Raw genomic sequence first — 22,469 nt, 5'->3', positions numbered from 1 at the left:
AGGTAGGGAGAGGGGAAGGGCTCGACGAGCGGTCACGCTCGCGGCCCTTCTTTCCCTTGCGGGCTGCAACGTTCAGGTCCGCGACAAGGCCACCGAGGCGCGCAACGAAGCGCACGCCGAGAAGATGGAAAAGGCCGAGGGCCGCATCGAATGCGCCCCGCCGGGCGCCGAGACCTTCGCCTTTGCCTGCACGATCGACCGCGTCCAGTCGCAGGACGGGCTGTTCCTCACCCTGCGCCATCCCGACGGCGGGTTCCGCCGGTTGCTCGTCACTACCGATGGCCGCGGCGTGGTCGCGGCGGACGGCGCGGAGGCGGCGGTGGTCACGCCGCTCGCACCAGATCTGATCGAAGTCTCGATCGGCGGCGCGCGCTACCGCTTGCCTGCAACCGTGCGCGGGGCCAAACCGGGCAAATGATCCCGCCCGGCGCACCGATCGTCACCGCTGCCCAGATGCGCGTCGCCGAGGAGGCAGTGTTCCGGCGCGAGCCCCAGCTCGACGTCATGGAGCGCGCCGGCGCCGCAGTGGCGCGCGAAGTCGCGCGGTTCGCGTCCGGCAGTCCGATCCTGGTCCTTGCCGGCGCCGGCAACAATGGCGGGGACGCCTATGTCGCCGCGCGCCTGTTGAAGGCAGCCGGCCATGACGTCGCGGTCGCCGCCTGCGGCGAGCCCGGCACGCCCGCCGGCCGGGCGATGCTCGAGCGCTGGGGCGGCGAGGTCGCCTCGCTCTACCAGGCTCGCCCGCGCCCGGTGCTGGTCGACGGCCTGTTCGGCACCGGCCTCACCCGTCCGCTCGAGCGCGGCATCGGCCCGGTGTTCGCCGAGCTGGTCGCCGCCGCGCGCTTCAGCCTCGCGATCGATCTTCCCTCGGGCCTCGCCACCGACAGCGGCGCCGATCTCGGCGCGCCGAAGGGCATCAGCGCGACGCTGGCGCTGGGCGCGCTCAAGCCCGCCCATGTCCTGGGTGCCGGGCTGGAGCGCTGCGGCCATGTCATGCTCGCCGATATCGACGTGCCGGTGGATAGCGTGTGGCGAACCGTCACGCGCCCGCATCTCGCCGTCCCCGGCGCGCGGGCGCACAAATATAGCCGCGGCCTGGTCGTGGTGGTCGAGGGCGACATGCCCGGCGCCGCGCGCCTCGCCACGCATGCCGCGATGGCCGGCGGGGCAGGGTACACGATCCTCGCCTGCGCCGACGGCAGTACCGGCGGCCCCGACGCGCTGGTCCGCCACCGCATCGGCAATGGCGACGATCTCGCCGATTTCCTCACCGAAACCCGCATCGGCGCGGTCGTGGTCGGCCCTGGCCTCGGCCGCGATCGCCGCGCCGAGGGTCTGCTCAAGGCTGCGCTGGGCGCCAATCTCCCGCTGGTCCTCGACGGCGATGCGCTGACCCTGCTCGGCAAGTCCGCCACCGCCTGGCTCCAGCGCCGCACCGCCGCGACCTGGCTCACCCCGCATTCGGGCGAGTTCGACCGGATGTTCGAGGGGGAGGGCGACAAGATCACCCGTACCCTCACCGCAGCCGCCGAGACCCGCGCAACGGTGGTCCACAAGGGCGCCGACACCGTGATCGCCACGTCCCGCGGCGAGGTGCGCGTTCTGGCGCATGCCTCGTCCTGGCTCTCCACCGCGGGTACCGGCGATGTCCTTGCCGGCACGCTCGCCGCGCAGGTCGCCGTTGGCAACAAAAACGCCGCCGAAGCCGCGGTCTGGCTCCACGCCCGCGCCGCGGCGCTTGCAGGACCGGCCTTCATCGCCGATGCGCTGCCGATGCACTTGTCCCAAGCGATCTCCGAATGCCTCTGAGCGAAGTCCTGAAAGTCGCGGGGCGCGGCGAGGGTGTCACCGCCGATGGCCGCTACATTCCCTTCGCGGCGCCCGGCGATCAGGTCGACGCGCACGGCGCGATCACGCCCGGGCCGCACCACCAGCAGCCGCCCTGCCGGCATTTCCCCGAATGCGGCGGCTGCCAGCTCCAGCATCTCGACGACGCCGCCTGGAGCGGCTTCATCACCGATCGCATCGCCGGCGCGCTGGCGCAGCACAAGCTCGAGACCGAGGTCCGCGCGCCGCTGCTCTCGCCGCCCAGGACGCGCCGCAGGGCCACGCTCCATGCCGAGCGCCGCGGCCGCCAGGTGCTGCTCGGCTTCACCGGGCAGGGCAGCCACAATCTGGTCGACCTGCAGGAATGCCATGTTCTCGCGCCGGAGCTGTTCGCGCTGCTAAGCCCTCTGCGCGGCCTGCTCGCCGCGCTGCTGCCCGGCTCGCGGCGGATCAACGTCCACCTCGCCAGGGCCGACCAGGGCGTCGACGTGCTGCTCGACGGCCTCGAGGCGGAGGGCCTCGCCGCAGCCGAGGCGATCAACGCCTTCGCACACCGCCACCAGCTCGCGCGTTTCTCGATGGACGAGGGGCTGGGGCCGTCGGCGCGCTGGGAGCCGGATCCCGTCACGATCACGCTGGCCGGCGTGCCCGTGCCCTTTCCGCAGGGCAATTTCCTCCAGGCGACGCCCGAGGGCGAGGCGGCGCTGGTATCCGCAGTCCAGGAAGTCGCAGGCGATGCCCGCACTGTCGCGGACCTGTTCGCCGGCCTCGGCACCTTCACCTTCGCCTTCCCGGCAGCCAAGGTCTACGCCGCCGAGGCCGCGCGCGACTCGATCATGTCGCTCAAGGCCGCAGCCGGCAGCGCGCAGCGCATGGTCTTCGCCGATCACCGCGACCTGTTCCGCCGCCCGGTGACCAGCGCCGACCTCGACCGGTTCGAGGCGGTGGTGATCGATCCCCCGCGTGCCGGCGCGCGTGAGCAGGCCGCCGAGATCGCCAAGTCCAAGGCGCCGTTTGTGGCCTTTGTTTCCTGTAATCCCAATACCTTCGCGCGCGATGCGGAGATTCTGTGCGAAGGTGGCTACACGCTCGACTGGATCCAGCCAGTCGGCCAGTTCCGCTGGTCAACGCATGTCGAGCTGGCCGCGAAGTTCAGCAGATAAACTCCCGCTCCCTTTGGGAGCGGGAAGGGGCCCGCGAGGCGAAGCCGAGTGGGAAGGGTGAGGGTAGAATTTCTCTCGACCCTCACCCTTCCGGCGCTTCGCGCCTCCCTCCCTCTCCCAGAGGGAGAGGGATTTACGGATAATCCGCCCGCAAAAAGAACAACCCGTCCGACGGCGCATTGAGCCCCAGCGCCGCGCGGTCGCGCGCTTCCAGCGCCGCGGTCATGTCGTCGGGCGTCCAGCGCCCCTGGCCGACCAGCACGATGCAGCCGACCATCGAGCGCACCTGGTGATGGAGGAAAGAGCGCGCCGAGGCGAACACGCTGATCCGCTCGCCCTGCGCCACCACCTCGAGCCGGTCGAGGGTGCGCAACGGGCTGTCCGCCTGGCAATGCGCCGAGCGGAAGGTGGTGAAGTCATGCCTGCCGAGCAGCCGCGCCGCGCCCTCCGCCATCAGCCCGGCATCGAGCGGCGGGATCACCCGCCAGGCGAGGCCCTTCTCCCAGGTCAGCGGCGCCCGTCTTGTTGAGATTCTATATTCATAATGGCGTGCAACACATGAGAAACGCGCGTGCCAATCGTCCGGCACCTCGACGCAATCGAGGATCGCCACCGGGTTGGGCCGCACCCGCGCATTGAGCGCCTCCATCAGCCGGAACGCGCTGATCGGCTTCGCGATATCGATATGCGCGCGCATGCCGAGACCGTGCACGCCGGCGTCGGTGCGCCCCGCCGCCTGCACCGAGGCGCGCTCGCCGGTCACCGCGAACGCCGCATCCTCGATCGCCTGCTGCACGCTCGGGCCATGGTCCTGCCGCTGCCAGCCCATGAAGGGACGGCCGTCGAACTCCACGGTCAGCGCGAACCGCGTCAAAGCTGGGTTCCCTCGGGGATATCCAGGCCATTAAGCAGCTCGCGTGACGTCATGACGCCGCGCCCTGCACGCTGTACGATATCGGGGCGGATTGCGCCGGTTCCGCAGCCAATGGCTAACTGATCGCCGATCACCAAACCCGGTGTGCTTGGGAAATCGGTGCGGTACTCAGCATCTGTAAGAATGTTGGCTGTGAGGACCTTGATGCGTTCGCCTTGGAACTCGAAGAACGCTCCTGGTGCGGGATTGAACGCGCGCACCTGTCGATTGACGTTCGCCGCAGACTTCGAGAAATCGAGCCTGGCCTCGGCTTTGTCGATTTTGGCAGCGTAGGTGACACCCTCCTCGGGTTGGGGAACTGCGGGGTACGTATCGAGGTCCGCCAAGACGGTCCTCATCAGCCTGGCGCCAATCTGGGAGAGCCGATTGGTGAGGATGCCCGTGGTATCGTAGTCTCCGATAGGCGTCGTTTCGAAGAGCCGCACCGGCCCGGTATCGAGTCCGGCTTCCATCTGCATGATCCCCACGCCGGTCTCGGCATCCCCGGCGAGGATCGCCCGCTGGATCGGCGCGGCGCCGCGCCAGCGCGGCAGCAGCGAGCCGTGGACGTTCAGGCAACCATGCTTCGGCGCATCGAGCACGGCCTGGGGCAGGATCAGGCCGTAAGCGGCGACCACCGCGACATCGGCCGCCAGCGCTTCGAACGCCGGCAGCGCCTCGGGATCCTTGCGGAACGAGAGCGGCGTGCGGACCTCGATCCCCAGCGCCTCGGCGCCGGCATGCACCGGCGAGGGCGTCAGCGCCTTGCCTCGGCGCCCGCCCGCCCGCGGCGGCTGGCTGTAAGCCGCCACGACGTCGTGCCCGGCCTCGACCAGCGCCTCGAGCACCGGCACGGCAAATTCGGGCGTTCCCATGAAGATGATCCGCATGGGGTGGCCTTTAGCCTTGTTCGTCATCCCGGCGAAAGCCGGGATGACGGGAAGCAGCCGGGATTGTTTGCTTTCCGTTCCAGGTCGCTTATCTCCCCGACATGGCATCTCCCGAGATCGAAGCGCTCACCCAGGCCCTGTCGCGATTGCCCGGCCTCGGCCCCCGCTCGGCGCGCCGCGCAGTGCTGCACCTGCTCAAGAAGCGCGAGACCGCGCTCGATCCCTTGCTCTCGGCGCTCGGCGCAGTCAGCCGCAACCTCGCCACCTGCGGCATCTGCGGCAATGTCGACACGTCCGACCCCTGCCAGATCTGCGCCGATCCGCGCCGCGACACCCGCTCGCTCTGCGTGGTGGAGGAAGTGGCGGACCTCTGGGCGTTGGACCGTTCCCGCCTATTTCCGGGCCGCTTCCACGTCCTTGGCGGCCGCCTCTCCGCGCTGGAGGGCATCCGCCCCGAGGACCTGCGCATCGACAAGCTCGTCGCGCGCATCGCCGCCGGCGGGATCGACGAGGTCGTGCTGGCGATGAACGCCACGCTCGAAGGCCAGACCACCGCCCACTATATCGCCGAGCGGATCGAGACCTATCCGGTGCGCGTCACTCAGCTGGCCCACGGCCTGCCGGTGGGCGGCGAGCTCGACTATCTCGACGAGGGCACGCTCGCCCAGGCGCTGCGGGCCCGGCGGCCGGTGGCCTGATAAATTCCTCCCCAGCTTGTCTGGGGGAGGGGGACCGCCGCCGAAGGCGGTGGTGGAGGGGCCGCCGTTGCAGACGGCGGAGTGCGCCCGCCGCCCCTCCACCATTCGCTGTGCGAATGGTCCCCCTCCCCGAGACGAGCTCGGGGAGGAATTATTGATTTGAGCGACCTGCACGCCTAAATTACCCCGATGGCTATCCTACCCATTGTCGAAGTACCCGATCCGCGCCTGCGCCTGATTTCCGAACCCGTGGCGGAAGTCACCGGCGAGCTGCGCGACCTGATCGCCGACATGTTCGACACCATGTACGACGCGCCCGGCATCGGCCTCGCCGCCATCCAGGTCGGCGTTCCCAAGCGCGTCATCGTCATGGACCTCCAGGAAAAGGAAGACGAGGACAGCAAGCCGATCCGCGAGCCGCGCGTCTTCATCAATCCCGAGATCCTCGATCCGGCCGAGGAGCATTCGGTCTACACCGAGGGTTGCCTGTCGATCCCCGAGCAGTTCGCCGATGTCGAGCGCCCCGCGCGCTGCCGGGTGAAGTGGCTCGACGAGAACGGCGCCGCGCATGACGAGACGTTCGAAGGCCTGCTCGCCACCTGCATCCAGCACGAGATGGATCACCTGCAGGGCATCGTCTTCATCGATCACCTGTCGCGGCTGAAGCGCGACATCATCCTCAAGAAGCTCAACAAGGCACGCAAGGCCGCCGCCTGAGCCCGCAATTTTCGAAACATGCAGGCCGCGGATGGAAACGTCCGCGGCCTTCGCATTTCGGGCTGTCCTACAGGGATCGTTCGGTATATGTTCCGAAGCTGGGCGCTCGCACGCGCCCGCGTGCCCGCTCGGGCGCCCATGCGCGCGTGTGTCGATGCTTTTGTGACTTTCCGGGGAGGACTGCTTGGATCTGCTGGCCGTTTTGATCGCGCTTGCCGCGCTCGCCATCGGGCTTGGCCTCGGCATGTTCCTCGGCGGGCGCCCGGCGGCGCAGATGCGCTCCGAGCGTGACACGCGCGAGGCGGAGTTCAAGGCCGCCGCCGCCGAGCTCGGCCGCGCCCAGATCGAGCTTGCCGGCCTCAAGGCCGAGACCACCGGCATGGAGTCGCGCTTCGCCGAGCTGGCCCACCGCATCCTTGGCGAATCGCAGAAGAGCTTCCTCGAGCGTGCCGACCAGCGCTTCGCCCAGGCTGGCGAGAGCAACGAAGCCAAGATGAAGGCGCTGCTCACGCCCGTGCAGGAAACGCTCCAGCGCTATCAGCAGGGGCTGAGCGAGGTCGAGAAGGAGCGGGTGGGCAGCTATCAGGCGCTGCGCGAGGCGGTCCAGCAGCTCCATTCCAGCCACGGCCAGGTCCGCGACGAGACCGCCAAGCTGGTCAACGCGCTGCGCGCCAGCCCCAAGGCGCGGGGCCGCTGGGGCGAGCAGAGCCTGCGCAACGTGCTCGAACAGGCCGGCCTGTCGCAGCATGCCGATTTCCGGACCGAGGTTTCGGTCAACACCGAGGATGGCCGCCTGCGCCCCGACGTGATCGTGCGCCTGCCCGGCGGCAAGCAGCTGATCATCGACGCGAAATGCTCGCTCAACGCCTTTCTCGACGCCAGCGAGGCGCATGACGAGGCGACGCGCACCTCGCATCTCCAGCTCCATGCCGCGGCGATCCGCCGCCATGCCGAGCAGCTCGGCTCGAAGAACTATTGGGCGCAGTTCGGCGATGCCGCCGATTATGTGATCCTCTACATCCCGGGCGAGCATTTCCTCACCGCCGCGCTCGAGCAGGACGATGCGCTATGGGAATGGGCGTTCGAGCGCCGCGTGCTGCTCGCCACCCCGACCAACCTCGTCGCGATCGCCCGCACCGTCGCCAGCGTCTGGCGGCAGGAAAAGCTCGCCGAGGAAGCGGCCGAGATCGCCCGGCTCGGCAAGGAGCTCCATTCGCGCCTCGCCACGATGGGCAGCCATGTCGCGCGCATGGGCCGCAACCTCGAGCTGGCGAACGGCGCCTACAATGCGATGGTCGGCAGCCTGGAGAGCCAGGTGATGAGCCAGGCCAAGCGCTTCGAGGCGCTGGAAGTGTCGAGCGGCACCAAGGAGATCGAGCCGCTCCCGGTGATCGAGACCGCGCCGCGTCCGCTCACCAAGCTGGTGACCGGGCCGGCGGACGAAGCGGAAGCGGCGGAATAGCCATGGCGTCAAAAGCGGGTTAGGTTCGCCTGACAGTCGAAACGGGGGGAATTCGATGAAGCTCGCACTTGCTCTCATGCTCGCCGTGGCGCCGGTCGGCGCCGCCTTTGCCCAGGAAAGCCCGGCGGAGACCGCGCGCAACGATCGGCTGGGCGAGATCATCCAGCTCATCCAGGGCGGCCAGCCGCAACAGGCGGTCGACAGGCTCAATCCGCTGATCGTCGAATATCAGGGGCTCTATCCGGGCGACCGGCAGAAGCTCTGCAAGGTCGAGGATTATGAGACCGCCGGCTATGCCACGCTTCCTGGTGGCAAAAATGCCGTGCTGGTCGAGGGCGGCTGGTGCATCGCGCTCTGGGCCAAGGGCTTTGCGATGATCGACCTGCAGCAGCTCGACGGGGCGATTCTCTTCCTCGAGCGCGCGGTGACGATGGCGCCGCTCCACCCGCATTACCTGTCCGAGCTCGGCTATGCCTATCAGGCGCAGAAACAGTGGCAGAAGTCCTACGATCTCTATGCCCGCGCCGCCGATGCCGCGAAGCGCGAGAGCGGGGACCGGCAGAAGAAGTCGCTGCGCCGGGCCTGGTTCGGCATGGCCTATAACCAGATCGAGCTGGGCCGGCTCGACCAGGCTGAGGGGCTGTTGCGCCAGTGCCTGGTGCTGATGCCCGACGATCAGCAGGTGAAGGACGAGCTGCAGTACGTAACCGACGAGCGGGCGAAGAAGAAGGCGAGCTGATCGGCGCGCCTTCTCCCGTCGCCTGGCCCTGTCAGGGCCGCGCGCGGACCAGGATAAGCGTGCGGCCGCGGGGGCCGGTGAGCACCAGCTTGCCCTGGCGATTGCTCGACACGGTCAGCCGCTCGCCGAGCAGGCCGAGGATCGCGGTCTCCTGCTGGCCGCGGGCGCGGTCGAGACAGGCCATGCGGGTGCTGGCCAGCGGCCCGGCGGTCAGGCGGCCCCGGGCAAAGGCATAGGTCCCGCTGAAGCGGTTGCAGCCGCCATTGCCCGAGACGCGGCCGTTCTCGAAGCTGACGGTCGGGTTGGTGCCGCGGACGACGGGGCGGCCGTTCAGCGCCTCTACGCGCCAGTTTCCGCCGAGCACGCTGGTCGGCGCCTCGGCGCGCGGTTCGCCGCCGCAGCCCTGGTAGTTGCGCCCGTCGACGGTGACCGTGACGGTGTCGGGATAGCTGCGGTCACTCATCCCGTCGGTGCAGGGGCGGTGATTGGTGTTCACGTTGATCCGCCGGGTCTGCCACATCTCGCCGGCAAAGCCGTGGATCACCCTGGGCGTCGGCACCGCCACGGTCGGGCGGCCCGGCGCCTCGAAGCGCATCGTCTTCGCGCCGATGCTCAGGTTCCAGAACGGCTCGGTGCCCGAGGCGCGATAGTCCTGTGCCTGCGCCGAAGCGGGCAGGGCGGTCAGCGCGATCAGGCTGGCGGCGATGGTCGAAATACGCATTGAATTCACTCCTCTTTCGAGAGGTGAAATGCACCGGAGCGGCTGAACGCTCCATGGCCGTAACGATTATCCGGCGTTCAGCTTCGCTGCTGGCCGAGCACTTGATAGGCCATCACGGCGGTGGCGATCGCGGCGTTCAGGCTGTCCGCCTTGCCGAGCATCGGGATCTTGACCAGCAGGTCGCACGCCTCGGCCATGAAGCTCGGCATGCCCTGCGCCTCGTTGCCGGTGAGCAGGAAGGTCGGCGCCTGGTAGAGCGGCGCCCGATAGTCATGCTCGGTGTCGAGACTGAGCCCGACCAGCTGCCCCGGCCCCTTGCGCAGCCAGACGAGAAAGTCGCCCCAGCTCGCCCGCGCCACCGGCACGGTGAACAGTGCCCCCATGCTGGCCCGCACCGCTTCCACCGAGAAGGGATCGACGCAGTCGTCGATCAGGATCAGTCCGCCGGCGCCCACCGCATCGGCGGTGCGCAGGATCGTGCCCAGATTGCCCGGGTCGCGCAGCCGCTCGGCGACCAGCCAGATGCCGGAGGTGCTGCGGTCGAGATCGGCCAGCGTGACGGCGAACTCGGGATAGACGCCGATCACCACGCCGGGATTGTCCTTGCCCGAGAGCTTGGAGAGGATGTCGGCGTTGGTCTCGACCGCCCAGCCGCCCGCCGCCTCGGTCGCGGCGACCAGCGAGCGGACTAGCGCGTGCCCGGCCATATCCTTGGCGTAGAACAGATATTCGGGAACGCGCCCCGCCTCATACGCCTCGGTGAGGATGCGCAGCCCCTCGGCAAGGAACAGCCCTTCCTCGCGGCGGTGCTTCTTGTCGCGCAGGTTGCGGACGCGCTTGATGAGCGGATTGGAAAAGGCAGTGATTTCGCGAGGCATCGGCAGCCTTTAGCCAGTCCGGCGCGGCGAGGCTATTCCTCGTTGAACCGCGCGGCCACGAGCTCGACCAGCGCTTCGACCGCACCCTCGGCGCCGTCGCCCTCGGCGCTGATCGAGATGGTGTCGCCCTTGGCGGCGCCCAGCATCATCAGGTCGAGGATCGAGGTGCCCGACGCGGTGTTGCCGTCCTTCTCGACGGTCAGCTCGACGGGTTGCGAAGTGGCAAGCGTCACAAAGGCCATGCTGGCGCGCGCGTGCAGGCCGCGCTTGTTCTCGATCATGACGGTTCGGATGGTACGGCTCAAGCGGCAGCCTCTCCCAGGACTTCGGATGCGACGGTGATGTATTTGCGGCCCGCATCGCGTGCAGCGGCCACCGCTTCGGTGACCTTCATCGTCTTGCGCGCGCTGCCCAGGCGGATGAGCATTGGCAGGTTGATCCCGGCGATCACTTCCACCTTGCCCGCCTCCATCAGCGAGATGGCGAGATTCGAGGGCGTGCCGCCGAACAGATCGCTCAGCACGATCACGCCGCGGCCCGAATCGACGCTCTTGATCGCCGCGGCAATGTCCGCGCGGCGACCTTCCATGTCATCCTCGGGGCCGATGCAGATCGAGGCGATCTGCTCCTGCTTCCCCACCACATGCTCCATCGCGACTACGAACTCCTCGGCGAGTCGTCCGTGCGTCACGAGCACCAAACCTATCATTTCAAACTCCGCCCCCTGCCGTGGTCACCGGGTCCCCCTCCAGCGAGTCCTGCGGCGCGGTCTTGGTATCACGATGCGTTACCGTGGGCGAAAAACCCGCGGCGCGCAACCGCGCGGCCATCCGTTCGGCGACATGGACCGAGCGGTGGCGGCCTCCCGTGCATCCGAACGCTATCGTAACATATGCCTTGCCCTCGGCCTGGTAGCGCGGGAGCAGCAGCAGCAGCAGCGACTCGATCTGCTCCATCGCCGCGGGATAGGCGGGATCGGCCGCGATATAGGCGGAGACATCGGCATCCTTGCCGGTGCCGGGGCGCAGCTCGGGCACCCAGTGCGGGTTCCTGAGGAAGCGCATGTCGAACACCAGGTCGGCATCGCGCGGCAGCCCGCGGGCGAAGCCGAACGAGACGACCGAGATCACCGTTTCGCCCAGTCCCTCGCCCGAAAAGGTCGTGCGGATCTGCTGGGCGAGCTCGTTGGCGCTGAGATCGGTGGTGTCGATCAGCCGGTTCGCCCAGCGCCGCAGCGGCCCGAGCAGCTCGCGTTCGTGGGCGATGCCGTCCTGTGCCGGGCGGTCCTGCGCCATCGGGTGGCGGCGGCGAGTCTCGGAATAGCGCCGCTCGAGCTCGGCGCCGGCGCATTCGAGGAACAACGTGCCGACGTCATGGCCGTGCTCCTCGCGCAGCTTCTTGATGCGGCGGACGATGCTCTCGGGATCGAAGCCGCGCGTCTGGGTGCCGATGCCGATCGCCAGCGGGCGATCGTCGTCCACCTCGGCAGGCGCGGTATCGAGCAGGCGGTTGAGCAGCAGCAACGGCAGGTTGTCGACAATCTCCCAGCCCAGGTCCTCGAGCGTGCGCAGCACCGTCGACTTGCCCGCGCCGGACATGCCGGTGACCAGCAGGATCTGCTTGGGCCGCGCCTTGCTCATTTGGCCGGTGCTTTCGGGGCCAGTGCTTTCAGCGCATATTCCACCTTGATCGGCGCGGCAGGCTCGCCCGGGCCGAGCGCCAGCACCGGCACGGCGATGCCGGCGATATTGCGGAAGCGGCGGTCCTCGGGCAGCCGCGGTGCGGCATCAAGCACCACCGCGATCAGCGCCACGTCCACCTCGGCCAGGCTCTCCATTTCGACCGGACCGATCCCGCGGATCTCGACACGCCCGCCGGTTCCGGCAGGGGCTGCGGCGGACAGCGCCTCGCCGCGGCGGGTGCAGGCGGTGCGGGCATCGGAAACCAGCGTGGCGCCGCGATCGAGCAGGCGCAGCAGCAGGTCGGTGCGCTGGGTATCGTCGCGCGCTTCGATCAGCACGCCGCGGCCCGCGATCGCCACACAGGCGCCCTGGATCGTCTCCGAAGACAGTTCGGCCATCAAATGCGTCCCGCCAGTGGCAGACGAACGACGAATCGCGCCCCGCTCAATCGATCCTCCCGCGATTCGACTGAAATGCTCCCCTGGTGGCCCTCTACGATCGTCCGGGCGATGGCAAGCCCCAGCCCCGAATGCTGGCCGAACGCCTCCTCGTGCGGGCGCACCGAGTGGAAGCGGCGGAAGATGTTCTCGCGCGCTTCCTCCGGCACGCCGGGGCCCTCATCCTCGACGCGGACGGTCAGATATTCGTCGTCGCTCGATGCCGAAATCGCGATCAGCCCCTTGGGCGGGGAGAAGGAAATCGCGTTCTCGATCAGGTTCTCGAACACGCGCTCTAGCCGCGCGCCTTCGCCGATCACGGTGAGCTCCACATCCGGCCCGCGATCGAAGGCGATGCGGATGCCATTGGGGAAGCCGCGCGCCTCGCGCTGGTCGAGCAGCGCCTGGATCATCGCGCCGATATCCACCGGCTCGAACGTCGCGCGGCTCAGCTGCGCGTCGAGCCGCGAGGCTTCGGAGATGTCGGTGATCAGCCGATCGAGCCGCAACACATCGTCGCGGACGATCTCGAGCAGCTGGTCGCGGTGTTCCTTCTTCTTCACCGTGGCGAGACTGTCGACCGCGGAGCGCAGCGAGGCGAGGGGGTTCTTCAGCTCGTGCGTCACGTCGGCGGCGAATGCCTCGGTCGCGTCGATCCGCGCCCGCAGCGCCCCGGTCATGTCGGAGAGTGCGCGGGCGAGCAGGCCGATCTCGTCGCTGCGGTCGGGCAGGCGGGGCACCACCACTTCGCGGGCGCGCCCCAGCCGCACCCGGATCGCGGCGCGGGCGAGCAGGCGAAGCGGCCGCACGATCGTCCGCGCCAGGAACAGCGAGAGCAGGATCGAGAAAACCGAGACGAACAGCAGCACCATGCCCAGCCGGAAGCGCTCGGCGCGGACCGTCTGGGTGATGTCGCGGGCGTTGACCGTGGTCATCACCACGCCCAGCTCGGTGATCGGTGCGGCGGCAGTGATCACCGGGGTGCGATCGGGTGCGCGCCATACCGTCGCCGGGGTGCCATGCGCCGAGATCGCCGTGCGGACGTCGGGCCAGTCGAGGCCGCGATCGACCGCGCGTTCGCGATAGAGCGGCGCGCGGTCGGCGCCCGCCACCGTGTCGATCACGGCGTCGAGGAAGCGTGCCGCCTCCAGCCCCCAGGGATCCTTGTCCGGATCGCGAAGCACCACGTTGCGCAGGCCCAGCGCCTTGCTGTCGGAGAGCAGGGTGCCCTTCTCGTCGAACAGGCGGATGCGGGTGCCGGTGTCGCGCGCCAGGCTGACCACCAGCAGGTCGCGCCGCTTCTCGTCCTTGGCGGAGGCGAGCGCCTGCGCGATCAGCCGTACCTCGCGGCCGGCTTGCTCCACCCGGCTGTCGACGATCCGGCTGCGATAGGAATCGAGATAGGAGAAGCCGCCGCCCAGCAACGCCAGCGCGAAGATGTTCACCGCGAGGATGCGTGGCGTCAGGCTGACGCGATTGGACCATTTGAGCGCGAGGTCGCGCTCGTCCCTATTCGTCCGAGAACCGGTAGCCCGCGCCATAGAGCGTCTCGATAGCATCGAATTCCGGATCGACCTGCCGGAATTTGCGGCGGACGCGCTTGATGTGGCTGTCGATGGTTCGGTCATCGACATAGATGTCGTCCTGATAGGCGGCATCCATCAGCTGGTTGCGGGTCTTCACGATGCCGGGGCGCTGCGCCAGCGTCTCGAGGATCAGGAACTCGGTCACGGTCAGCGTCACGTTCGCGCCGTTCCACGTCACCCGGTGGCGCGCGGGGTCCATCACCAGCCGGCCGCGCTCGAGCGCCTCGGCTGGGGTTTCCTCGACGCCGCCTTCGGCCGTGGGCTGCGTCGCCTCGGTGCGGCGCAGGATCGCGCGGATGCGGGCGATCAGCAGGCGTTGGGAAAACGGCTTGGCGATATAGTCGTCCGCGCCCATTGCCAGGCCCAGCGCCTCGTCCAGTTCGTCGTCCTTGCTGGTCAGGAAGATCACCGGGATCGCGCTCTTCTCACGCAGCCGCCGCAGCAGCTCGAGCCCGTCCATCTTCGGCATCTTGATGTCGAGCACCGCCAGGTCGGGCGGATTGTCGATCAACGCCTTCAGCGCGCTCTCGCCGTCCGAATAGACGCGCGTGAGAAAGCCCTCGGTCTGCAAGGCGATCGAGACGGAGGTCAGGATGTTGCGGTCGTCGTCGACCAGCGCGATCGTTGCGGTCATGCGGTTACGGTACTCAGAGCCATTGATTGCAGGGCGTAAACGAAACTTCTGCGCCGCTCAATCGGCTGACAACGTTTACTCGGGTTGACCCTGCTTTCTGGGCGGGCTTATGCCCACGCAATAATATTGCACCGGAGGACAACAATCCGGGCAAGCACTTGGAGACGGAGGCCAATTTGACCGAGCGCACCCCGCGCCACGGTCTCGATGCTATGGGCATCGGGACCGGCGCAGAGCTATTCTGGAATCTCGAGACCGCCCAGCTCGTGGAGCACGCCGTGCGCCGCGGCGAGGGCAAGCTCGCCAAGGACGGTCCACTGGTCGTCACGACCGGCAAGCACACCGGCCGCAGCGCCAAGGACAAGTTCATCGTTCGCGACACCACCACCGAGGACAGCGTGTGGTGGGGCAATGTCAACAAAGGGATGACGCCAGCGCATTTCGCCGCGCTCAAGGCCGATTTCCTCGCCGAGCTGGCCGATCGCGATACGCTCTATATGCAGGACCTCTATGGCGGCTCGCAGCCCGAGCACCGGGTCAATGTCCGCGTGATCAACGAGCTGGCCTGGCACAACCTGTTCATTCGCACGCTGCTGGTGCGTCCGGAAGCGGGGGAACTGCCCGGCTTCCAGCCCGAATACACGATCATCGACCTGCCGAGCTTCCGCGCCGATCCCGAGCGCCATGGCTGCCGCAGCGAGACGGTGATCGCGGTCAACTTCACCGAGAAGCTGATCCTGATCGGCGGCACCGCCTATGCGGGGGAGATGAAGAAGAGCGTCTTCGGGCTGCTCAACTACCTTCTGCCCGCCGATGGCATCATGCCGATGCACTGCTCGGCCAATATCGGCACCGAAGGCGACACCGCGGTGTTCTTCGGCCTCAGCGGCACCGGCAAGACCACGCTCTCCGCCGATGCCAGCCGCACGCTGATCGGCGACGACGAGCATGGCTGGTCGGATACCGCGGTCTTCAATTTCGAGGGCGGCTGCTACGCCAAGATGATCAACCTCTCGGCCGAAGCCGAGCCGGAGATCTTCGCGACGACGAAGCGCTTCGGCACGGTGCTCGAGAATGTCGTGATGGACGAGGAGAGCCGCACGCTCGACTTCGCCGACAACCGCCTCGCGGAGAACAGCCGCGGCGCCTATCCGATCGACTTCATCCCCAACACCTCCGCGCGCAACCTCGGCCCGGTGCCGCGCAACATCATCTTCCTGACCGCCGATGCATTCGGGGTGATGCCGCCGATCGCCAGGCTGACGCCCGACCAGGCGATGTATCACTTCCTCTCGGGCTACACCGCCAAGGTTGCGGGCACCGAGATCGGCGTAACCGAGCCCGAGGCGACCTTCTCCACCTGCTTCGGTGCCGCCTTCATGCCGCGCCATCCGGCAGTGTACGGCAATCTGCTCAAGGAGCGTATCGCGGCGGGGCAGGTCGATTGCTGGCTGGTCAACACCGGTTGGAGCGGCGGCCGTGCCACCGATCCGGGGATCAAGCGCATGCCGATCAAGGTTACCCGCGCGCTGCTCAACGCCGCGCTCGACGGAAGCCTGGCCCAGGCCGAGTTCCGCAAGGATCCCAATTTCGGGTTCATGGTGCCGGTGGCGGTCAACGGGGTGGACAGCGCGATCCTCGATCCGCGCGCGACCTGGCACAACAAGGCGGACTATGACGCCACCGCCGGCCGCCTGGTCGACCAGTTCGTCGAGAATTTCGCCCAGTTCGCGGACCATGTCGACGCCGGCGTCCGCGAGGCCGCACCCAAGGTAACCGCAAACGCCTGACTGGCCCGGTCATCGATCGGGCGATAGGAGCCCGATCGATGACCGAGCATTCCATTCGCTTCTTCACCACCGACGCCGAGATCGCCCATCTCGGCGAAGGCCTGCTTGCCTGTTCGCTTGCCAAGGAGGAGTGGACCCACGAGGCGCATCTCGCTGCCTGCCTCTATCTCCTCGCCGAGCGACCGGATGTCGACGTCGATGCCGAGATTGCCGGGCTGATCTCGCGCTTCAATGAGAGCGTCGGCGGCGTGAACGACGACGAGGGCGGCTATCACGACACGATCACCCGCGCCTATGTCGCCGGCATCCGCCACTTCCTCTCGGGGACGGCGGAAACCCGTCTCGTCGGCCGCGTCAACGCGCTGCTCGAATCCGCAGCCGGCCGCCGCGACTGGCCGCTCGGCTTTTACAGCCACGCGCTGCTCTTTTCCGTCCCGGCGCGCCGGGGGTTCGTTGCGCCGGACCGCGCGCCGCTGCCGGTCTAGGCCGTCGCGACGTCCCGGATTTCGCGCAGGGGCAGGGTGACAACCATCTCGCCCGAGACGCGGAATGGGTCGCTGATCAGCCGCTCATGCCCGTCGGCAAAGGTCAGGCTGGCGACGTGCAGGCCGCTGGGCAGGTGCACCACGCGGCGCTCCCGCGCGCCGATCGAGGCATTGTGCTCGCCGTCGATATAGAGTTCGCAATCGCAGGCCAGGCCATTGTCCACCACCAGGCGGCCGAATGCGTCGCGTATCAGCGATTCGGTCCGGGGCGTCAGCAGCAGCCGGTCCGGACGTCGGCCCGTTCCGGCGCGGGCACCCTCGGCTGCGCCGGGTTCCGTGGGCGCCAGGTCGAGCACCGGCCGCGGACCGGGGTCGAACGCCGCTTCGAGCAGGAAGCTGCGCCCGCCGGCGTGGAGCCGCCGTCGAAGCACCTGGCCATCCTTGCGCCCGGCGGGCGGCCCGCAGAACTCGCTGGTGACCAGGTCGGAGAACTCGTCGGCACCCGGCGGCTCCGCGTCGCCGTCGCTCGGCAGGTCCGCCGAGCGGAGCGACATCTGCCAGGCGACGTCACCATTCAGCAGGAAATCGCGGTTGCGGCCGAGAAAGGCGCACAGGGCGTCGTTCATCACCGCCCGCGATTGATTGGCGTCCACGATGAGGATGGGAACCGGTATCGTGTTGAGGAGCGCTTCCACATTGGGACCGCTCCAGTTCAAGTTCCGCATCTTTAGCGCGCCCCTCGCTTAAAGTTGTTCAGACTCTCGATTAAGTCTTTGTAAATAAGTTAAATAGCCATTCATTCTGCAAATCTTACCGAACGGGGTTAACGCGCCTCCCGGCGTCGGAAATCAGGTTTCCGGTTTGTGACCGGTAAGCGTCCGTTTCGTGATCGCCGCCTGCAATGCGTCAGTGACCGCGACGTGCTAGAACGGCTGCGCAACGAGTCTCGAACGGAGTAGTAACATGAGCATTCTCGACGGCATTCTCGGCCAGGTCACGCAGAACGTGGACGTTGCCAACCTCGCAGCCAAGGTCGGCCTCTCGCCCGAGCATGTCGAACAGGCGGTGCAGGCGCTCGCCAAGTTCCACCCGATGGACACCGACACCGCCGAGGGCGCGGCGGGCGCGACGGGCCTGCCGGTGGAGAAGCTCCAGGAGATCATCGGCCATATCGGCGGCGAAGGCTCGCTCAGCCATTTCGCCAATCTGCTGAACACCGAGGGTGGCAGCGTGCTCGGCCAGCTCGGCGGCCTGTTCGGCAAGAGCTGAGCTATCGGCTCCGCGGGGAGCGGGCGAAAACCCGCTCCCCGGCCAGCGCCAGCAAGGCGCCGGCGGCATAGGCGACGAAATCCAGCCACTCGAAGCTGCCGCCCAGCACCACGCGCACCACCGCATTGTGCACGCCGAGCATGTCCAGGACATGGGTCGCCTGGCCGACCTCGAGCACCGCGCCGATTGCGAAAGCCAGTATCGCCGCGCCCACGGGCTGCAGCGGAAGCACCGCGCGCAGTCCGCAATAGACCAGCACCACCGCCAGCACGTCGCCCAGATAGGGCCGCACGAAGCGATCGCGCACGAACAGTGCGATGATCACCTCAACCGCGAACAACAGGGCTGCGGCTACCGCGTAGCGCCATCGCCAGGTCAGGCCCAAAATTAGCCCTTCCGCTCCGCGATATAGCGGTCGATCACATGCCCCAGCACGGTCATCGGCACGTTGCCGCCGAGCACCACGGCATCGTTGAACGCCTTGAAATCATAGCGCGCGCCCAGCGCCGCCTGCGCCTTTTCGCGTAGCCGCACGATCGCGCTCTGGCCCACCTTGTAGCCGCACGCCTGTCCCGGCCAGGAGCAATAGCGGTCCACCTCGCCCGAGACTTCCTCCACCGAGGAGCCGTTGTTGGTCACGAACCAGTCTATCGCCTGCTGGCGCGTCCAGCGCTTGGCGTGCAGCCCGGTATCGACCACCAGCCGGCAGGCGCGGAAGCCCATCGACTGGAGATAGCCGAGCTTCTCCGCCGGGTTCGCGGCATAGACGCCCAGCTCGTCGGCCAGCTGCTCGGCATAGAGCGCCCAGCCTTCCGAATAGGCATTGAACGCCAGGATGCTGCGGATCAGCGGCATCTGGTTGGCATATTCGCCCTGCCAGACATGCCCCGGAATGCCCTCATGATAGGCGAGATCGGGCAGCGAGAAGCGCGTGTGCAGCGCCGTGGTGCGCAGGTTGAGCCAGATCTTGCCCGGCACCGTGCCGTCGATCGATCCGGCGCCGCCATAGGCGCCAGGCGCGCCCGGCTCCTCCTCGAGCGGCAGGCGCTTCACTTCGAGATTGCCCTTCACCAGCGTGTTGAACGCCTGCGGCATCCGCGCGCGGATATCCGCTACGCGCTCCTGCATGAACTTGATGATCTCGGCGCGGCCGGCATCGCCTTCGGGGAAGGCGAAGCGCGGGTCCTTGGCCAGCGCCTCCATCCGCGCGCCGACCGAGCCTTGCGAATAGCCTTCCTTCTTGAGGATGCCGTCCATCTCGGACTGGATCTTGGCAAGCTGGTCGAGGCCCATCTGGTGGACCTCCTCCGGCGACATCGTCGTCGTCGTGCCCGCGCTCAGCGCCCAGGCATAATAGGCGTCGCCGTCCTTGAACTTCCACACGCCGGCATCGCTGGTCGCCCGGGCGCGATGCTTCTCGAGCTGGGCGATCTGCCGGTCGAGCGCCGGGGCAAGCTTGTCCTTGGCGAGCAGCCAGGCGCGCTGGCCGAAATCGCCGTTCATCCCCGCGGTGCGGTTCGCCACCGAAGTGACCACGCCCCAGCCGGCGGGGTCGCCGCTGCGCGCCAGGCGGATCTGCTTCAGGCATTTGTCGAGCAGGAAGTCGGGGGCGATGACGCCCTTGGCGGCGGCGATCTTGAGCCGCTCGGTCTCGCCGTCCAGCTGCTCGGCATAGCTTTCCAGCCGGTCGAGATAGGCCTCGCCGTCCTCGGCAGTGGCGATCTGGTGGTCGCTGTCGAGCATCCGCGGCGTGTCGAGGAACGCGCCGACATTCTGCACCACCACATAGGGCGAGTTGCGCCAGCTGCCCGTGGCTACGTCGCCATAGCCGAAGCCGAAGCCCTGCAGCGCGTTCGAGAAGCTCGCCTGGATCACGTCGACATGGGTGCGCATCGCCGGACTCAGCGCGTTGAGGTCGAGCCTGGCGATATCGGCCAACGTCTGGCGCAGATGCGCGGCGATCTTCGCCTGGCCCTTCACCGATCGGTCCATCAGCTGGTGCTTCAGGTCGGCGCGCTTGGCCTTGTCCACGCCGAGTGTCGTCGCCGTCTCGGGATAGTCGCGCAGCATCTGTTCGGCGACGCGGTCGATCAGCGCCTGGGCGGGCGCGTCGCCCTGGGCGAGCAGCGCGCGGGCGGTGGCGGGCGTGCCGGCGAGCGCAAGCGTCGAGCCAGCGCCGAGCAGCAACTGGCGGCGAGTGGTGTCCAAATCAAACTCCTCGAACTAAAAACTCAGGCCGGCTCGACGTCGAGCGAGCCGCCCTTCGAGCCGGTGATGCGAACCTGCGCGCCCACCGGCGCGTCCGGCCCGTTCGCCAGCCATTCGCCGTCGCCGACCTTCACCCGGCCCTGGCCGGACACGATCGGCTCGACCACGGTGACCACCTGGCCGATCAGCCGCGCAACGCGGTCGTTGAGCAGTGGATCGGCGCTCGGCACCGGGTTCCTGCGATACCAGCGCCGGCCCACCGCCACCGCCGCCGCCGAAGCCGCGGCGAACAGGAACACCTGGAACACCAGGTCGAAATTGGGCAGCAGCAGCGTGACGATCCCGGCCACCGCAGCGCCGGCGGCGATGAACACCAGGAAGATGCCCGGCGCCAGCAGCTCGGCGATCGCCAGCAATGCCGCGAGGATCAGCCAGGCGAGCCCAGGCACGGCGAGCAGTTCCGCTAGGTTCATCTCAACCCTCCCTGGGTTCGAACGGCCGCGGCCGCGGCGCTGCCGGCGGGGCGGGGGGACGCGGGTTCCCGCCATTGCCGCCGCCGCCCAGCGCATCGCGCGCCAGCTCGCCGATGCCGCCCAACGTGCCGATCAGCTGCGTCGCCTCGACCGGGAACAGGATCGTCTTGGCATTGGGCGAGGTAGCGAACTTGCCGACTGCTTCCACATATTTCTGCGCGATGAAATAGTTGAGCGACTGGCTCGATCCCGCCTCGATCGCGTCGGACACCAGCTGCGTAGCCTTGGCTTCCGCCTCGGCCGAGCGTTCGCGCGCCTCGGCGTCGCGGAACGCGGCTTCGCGGCGGCCCTCGGCCTCGAGGATCTTCGACTGCTTCTCGCCCTCGGCGCGCAGGATCGCGCCGGCGCGGCTGCCCTCGGCCTCCAGGATGTTGGCGCGCTTCTCGCGCTCGGCCTTCATCTGGCGGCCCATCGCGTTGACGATGTCGGCGGGCGGGCGGATGTCCTTGATCTCGACGCGGGTGATCTTCACGCCCCACGGCGTCGTCGCATGATCGACCACCGAGAGCAGCCGCGCGTTGATCTCGTCGCGCTTCGACAGTGTCTCGTCGAGGTCCATCGAACCCATCACGGTGCGCAGGTTCGTCGTCGTCAGCTGGAGAAGCGCGACATAGAGGTCGCTGACCTCATAAGCCGCCTTGGCCGCGTCGAGGACCTGGAAGAACACCACGCCGTCGGTGGAGATCATCGCATTGTCCTTGGTGATGATCTCCTGCCCCGGAATGTCGATCACCTGCTCCATCATGTTCACCCGCCGGCCGACCCGGTAGAAGAAGGCGGGGAAGAAGTTGAAGCCCGGCGTCGCCACGCTGGTAAAGCGGCCGAAATGCTCGATCGTGTACTGATAGCCCTGGCGGACGATCGTCACGCTGGAGAAGAGGTAGAGCACGACCACGGCGGCCACTGCGCCCAGGAAAACATTGAGTACGAACATCCGACTCCCCCTTCACGATTTGCTTCTTGCTAGCATAGAGAAGGGGCATGACCACAGCCCGTCTCGCACCGCGCACCGCCTTGTTCCTGCCGGCCTCCAATCCGCGCGCGATCGAGAAGGCACGAGGGCTTGCGGCCGATCTCGTCATCCTCGATCTCGAGGATGCGGTGAAGGACGAGGACAAGGCCGGCGCGCGGCACGCCGCGGTGGCGGCGGTCGCCCAGGGCTTCGGCCCGCGCCTTGCCGCGATCCGGATCAACGGGATCGAGTCGGGCGAGCATCTCGAGGATGTCGCCGCCATTGCCGCCTCGCTGGCCGATTTCGTGGTGCTTCCCAAGGCCGAGAGCGCCGGCGAGGTCGCGCAGGTGGTGGCGGCGCTCGGCAAGCCGCTGCTCGCGATGATCGAGACGCCGCTCGGCGTGCTCGCCGCTGCCGAGATCGCCGCGGTGCCGGGTGTCTCGGGCCTGATCGCCGGCACCAACGATCTCGCCGCCTCGCTGCGCCTGCCGCCCGCCAGCGGCCGCGCGCAGATGGGCGTCGCGCTCCAGACGATCGTCCTCGCCGCGCGCGCCAGCCAAGTCTGGGCGCTCGACGGCGTGTTCAACAAGCTCGACGATCCGGAGGGGCTGGAGGCCGAATGCCGCGAGGGCAGGGCGCTCGGCTATGACGGCAAGTCGCTCATCCATCCGGGCCAGATCGCCATCGCCGCCAGGGCGTTCGGCCCGAGCGACGCCGAGCTCGCCGAAGCCCGCGCGCTGATCGCCGCGGCCACCGGCGGGGCGGAGCGCTACCAGGGCCGGATGATCGAGGCGATGCACGTCGAGCAGGCGCGCGCGCTGCTCGATCTTGCCCTGTGATTAAACCACTATGGAACAATACGGAGGGTAAAAGCACCGTACCTCC

Annotated in this window: 26 protein-coding genes; 11 read left to right on the top strand and 15 right to left on the bottom strand. The window is 68.0% G+C overall.

What is annotated here, in order from left to right:
* Nucleotides 1-124: 124 nt before the first annotated feature.
* From ABLE38_RS18515 to ABLE38_RS18505, 3 genes are read left to right on the top strand one after another with little or no spacing between them, the layout of a single operon-like run.
* A complete protein-coding gene (locus ABLE38_RS18515; RefSeq protein ID WP_348975715.1) occupies nt 125-418 on the top strand; it encodes a hypothetical protein in 294 nt (97 codons plus the stop codon).
* Nucleotides 415-1,809, top strand: a complete 1,395-nt coding sequence (locus tag ABLE38_RS18510; protein ID WP_348975714.1) for an NAD(P)H-hydrate dehydratase — start codon at nt 415-417, stop codon at nt 1,807-1,809. Before ABLE38_RS18515 ends, ABLE38_RS18510 begins: the two co-directional genes overlap by 4 nt.
* Complete coding sequence (locus ABLE38_RS18505; RefSeq protein ID WP_348975713.1) at nt 1,800-2,990, top strand: class I SAM-dependent RNA methyltransferase; 1,191 nt, start codon at nt 1,800-1,802, stop codon at nt 2,988-2,990. Before ABLE38_RS18510 ends, ABLE38_RS18505 begins: the two co-directional genes overlap by 10 nt.
* Before the next feature lie 133 nt (nt 2,991-3,123).
* Here ABLE38_RS18505 and truA read toward each other — a convergent pair whose 3' ends face one another.
* Entirely contained in the window at nt 3,124-3,864 is a 741-nt protein-coding gene (truA, locus tag ABLE38_RS18500; protein WP_348975712.1) for a tRNA pseudouridine(38-40) synthase TruA, read from the bottom strand.
* Nucleotides 3,861-4,793 (bottom strand): methionyl-tRNA formyltransferase, encoded by a 933-nt coding sequence (fmt, locus tag ABLE38_RS18495; RefSeq protein ID WP_348975711.1) that lies wholly within the window; start codon nt 4,791-4,793, stop codon nt 3,861-3,863. Before fmt ends, truA begins: the two co-directional genes overlap by 4 nt.
* 101 nt (nt 4,794-4,894) lie before the next feature.
* Between fmt and recR the strand changes: the two genes are divergently transcribed.
* The 4 genes from recR (at nt 4,895) to ABLE38_RS18475 (ending at nt 8,409) form a co-directional block, all read left to right on the top strand.
* Complete coding sequence (gene recR, locus ABLE38_RS18490; protein ID WP_348975710.1) at nt 4,895-5,491, top strand: recombination mediator RecR; 597 nt, start codon at nt 4,895-4,897, stop codon at nt 5,489-5,491.
* 189 nt (nt 5,492-5,680) lie between these two features.
* Entirely contained in the window at nt 5,681-6,208 is a 528-nt protein-coding gene (gene def, locus ABLE38_RS18485; RefSeq protein WP_348975709.1) for a peptide deformylase, read from the top strand.
* A gap of 184 nt (nt 6,209-6,392) precedes the next feature.
* Nucleotides 6,393-7,670 (top strand): DNA recombination protein RmuC, encoded by a 1,278-nt coding sequence (locus ABLE38_RS18480; RefSeq protein WP_348975708.1) that lies wholly within the window; start codon nt 6,393-6,395, stop codon nt 7,668-7,670.
* Between the two features lie 55 nt (nt 7,671-7,725).
* Entirely contained in the window at nt 7,726-8,409 is a 684-nt protein-coding gene (locus ABLE38_RS18475) for a tetratricopeptide repeat protein (protein WP_348975707.1), read from the top strand.
* A gap of 31 nt (nt 8,410-8,440) precedes the next feature.
* Here ABLE38_RS18475 and ABLE38_RS18470 read toward each other — a convergent pair whose 3' ends face one another.
* The 8 genes from ABLE38_RS18470 to ABLE38_RS18435 all read right to left on the bottom strand — a co-directional run bounded on the left by ABLE38_RS18470 (nt 8,441) and on the right by ABLE38_RS18435 (nt 14,347).
* Entirely contained in the window at nt 8,441-9,130 is a 690-nt protein-coding gene (locus ABLE38_RS18470; protein WP_348975706.1) for an META domain-containing protein, read from the bottom strand.
* 77 nt (nt 9,131-9,207) lie between these two features.
* Entirely contained in the window at nt 9,208-10,008 is an 801-nt protein-coding gene (locus ABLE38_RS18465; protein WP_348975705.1) for an RNA methyltransferase, read from the bottom strand.
* Nucleotides 10,009-10,040: 32 nt separating this feature from the next.
* The gene (locus tag ABLE38_RS18460; RefSeq protein ID WP_348975704.1) at nt 10,041-10,313 is read right to left on the bottom strand and encodes an HPr family phosphocarrier protein; all 273 of its coding nucleotides are present in this window, start codon (nt 10,311-10,313) and stop codon (nt 10,041-10,043) included.
* Nucleotides 10,310-10,717: a PTS sugar transporter subunit IIA gene (locus tag ABLE38_RS18455; RefSeq protein ID WP_348975703.1), complete on the bottom strand. Its 408-nt coding sequence runs from the start codon at nt 10,715-10,717 to the stop codon at nt 10,310-10,312. Before ABLE38_RS18455 ends, ABLE38_RS18460 begins: the two co-directional genes overlap by 4 nt.
* 1 nt (nt 10,718) lies before the next feature.
* On the bottom strand, nt 10,719-11,648 hold the full coding sequence (gene rapZ, locus ABLE38_RS18450) for an RNase adapter RapZ (protein WP_348975702.1): 930 nt from the start codon (nt 11,646-11,648) through the stop codon (nt 10,719-10,721).
* Complete coding sequence (locus tag ABLE38_RS18445; RefSeq protein ID WP_348975701.1) at nt 11,645-12,088, bottom strand: aldolase; 444 nt, start codon at nt 12,086-12,088, stop codon at nt 11,645-11,647. The genes rapZ and ABLE38_RS18445 overlap by 4 nt, the downstream gene beginning before the upstream one ends.
* Nucleotides 12,088-13,668 carry a stimulus-sensing domain-containing protein gene (locus ABLE38_RS18440; protein ID WP_348975700.1) on the bottom strand — a complete coding sequence of 527 codons (1,581 nt, stop codon included), beginning with the start codon at nt 13,666-13,668 and terminating at the stop codon, nt 12,088-12,090. Before ABLE38_RS18440 ends, ABLE38_RS18445 begins: the two co-directional genes overlap by 1 nt.
* Nucleotides 13,637-14,347 (bottom strand): response regulator transcription factor, encoded by a 711-nt coding sequence (locus ABLE38_RS18435; RefSeq protein ID WP_348975699.1) that lies wholly within the window; start codon nt 14,345-14,347, stop codon nt 13,637-13,639. The genes ABLE38_RS18440 and ABLE38_RS18435 overlap by 32 nt, the downstream gene beginning before the upstream one ends.
* Nucleotides 14,348-14,523: 176 nt before the next feature.
* Between ABLE38_RS18435 and ABLE38_RS18430 the strand changes: the two genes are divergently transcribed.
* Entirely contained in the window at nt 14,524-16,137 is a 1,614-nt protein-coding gene (locus tag ABLE38_RS18430; protein ID WP_348975698.1) for a phosphoenolpyruvate carboxykinase, read from the top strand.
* Nucleotides 16,138-16,175: 38 nt separating this feature from the next.
* Nucleotides 16,176-16,622, top strand: a complete 447-nt coding sequence (locus tag ABLE38_RS18425; protein WP_348975697.1) for a hypothetical protein — start codon at nt 16,176-16,178, stop codon at nt 16,620-16,622.
* On the opposite strand, the gene ABLE38_RS18420 is transcribed toward ABLE38_RS18425, so the two are convergent.
* Nucleotides 16,619-17,338, bottom strand: a complete 720-nt coding sequence (locus tag ABLE38_RS18420) for a hypothetical protein (RefSeq protein ID WP_348975696.1) — start codon at nt 17,336-17,338, stop codon at nt 16,619-16,621. The two genes, ABLE38_RS18425 and ABLE38_RS18420, sit on opposite strands and share 4 nt — an antisense overlap.
* 247 nt (nt 17,339-17,585) lie before the next feature.
* Between ABLE38_RS18420 and ABLE38_RS18415 the strand changes: the two genes are divergently transcribed.
* Nucleotides 17,586-17,891 (top strand): hypothetical protein, encoded by a 306-nt coding sequence (locus ABLE38_RS18415; RefSeq protein ID WP_348975695.1) that lies wholly within the window; start codon nt 17,586-17,588, stop codon nt 17,889-17,891.
* A gap of 1 nt (nt 17,892) precedes the next feature.
* On the opposite strand, the gene ABLE38_RS18410 is transcribed toward ABLE38_RS18415, so the two are convergent.
* Genes ABLE38_RS18410 through ABLE38_RS18395 form a run of 4 tightly spaced genes read right to left on the bottom strand, consistent with a single transcriptional unit; the run spans nt 17,893 to nt 21,566 of the window.
* Nucleotides 17,893-18,231, bottom strand: a complete 339-nt coding sequence (locus tag ABLE38_RS18410; RefSeq protein WP_348975694.1) for a DUF2809 domain-containing protein — start codon at nt 18,229-18,231, stop codon at nt 17,893-17,895.
* Nucleotides 18,232-18,278: 47 nt separating this feature from the next.
* A complete protein-coding gene (locus ABLE38_RS18405; RefSeq protein WP_348975693.1) occupies nt 18,279-20,099 on the bottom strand; it encodes a DUF885 family protein in 1,821 nt (606 codons plus the stop codon).
* Nucleotides 20,100-20,122: 23 nt separating this feature from the next.
* Nucleotides 20,123-20,572: an NfeD family protein gene (locus ABLE38_RS18400; RefSeq protein ID WP_348975692.1), complete on the bottom strand. Its 450-nt coding sequence runs from the start codon at nt 20,570-20,572 to the stop codon at nt 20,123-20,125.
* 1 nt (nt 20,573) lies between these two features.
* The gene (locus ABLE38_RS18395; RefSeq protein WP_348975691.1) at nt 20,574-21,566 is read right to left on the bottom strand and encodes an SPFH domain-containing protein; all 993 of its coding nucleotides are present in this window, start codon (nt 21,564-21,566) and stop codon (nt 20,574-20,576) included.
* A 47-nt stretch (nt 21,567-21,613) separates the two neighbouring features.
* Between ABLE38_RS18395 and ABLE38_RS18390 the strand changes: the two genes are divergently transcribed.
* Nucleotides 21,614-22,423 carry a CoA ester lyase gene (locus tag ABLE38_RS18390; RefSeq protein WP_348975690.1) on the top strand — a complete coding sequence of 270 codons (810 nt, stop codon included), beginning with the start codon at nt 21,614-21,616 and terminating at the stop codon, nt 22,421-22,423.
* Nucleotides 22,424-22,469: the final 46 nt, after the last annotated feature.

It is taken from the genome of Sphingomonas sp. KR3-1 (genome assembly GCF_040049295.1).
Taxonomy (GTDB): Bacteria; Pseudomonadota; Alphaproteobacteria; order Sphingomonadales; family Sphingomonadaceae; genus Sphingomonas.
The sequence above is the reverse complement of the archived record's forward strand: the minus strand, read 5'-3'. Positions and strand labels throughout refer to the sequence as shown.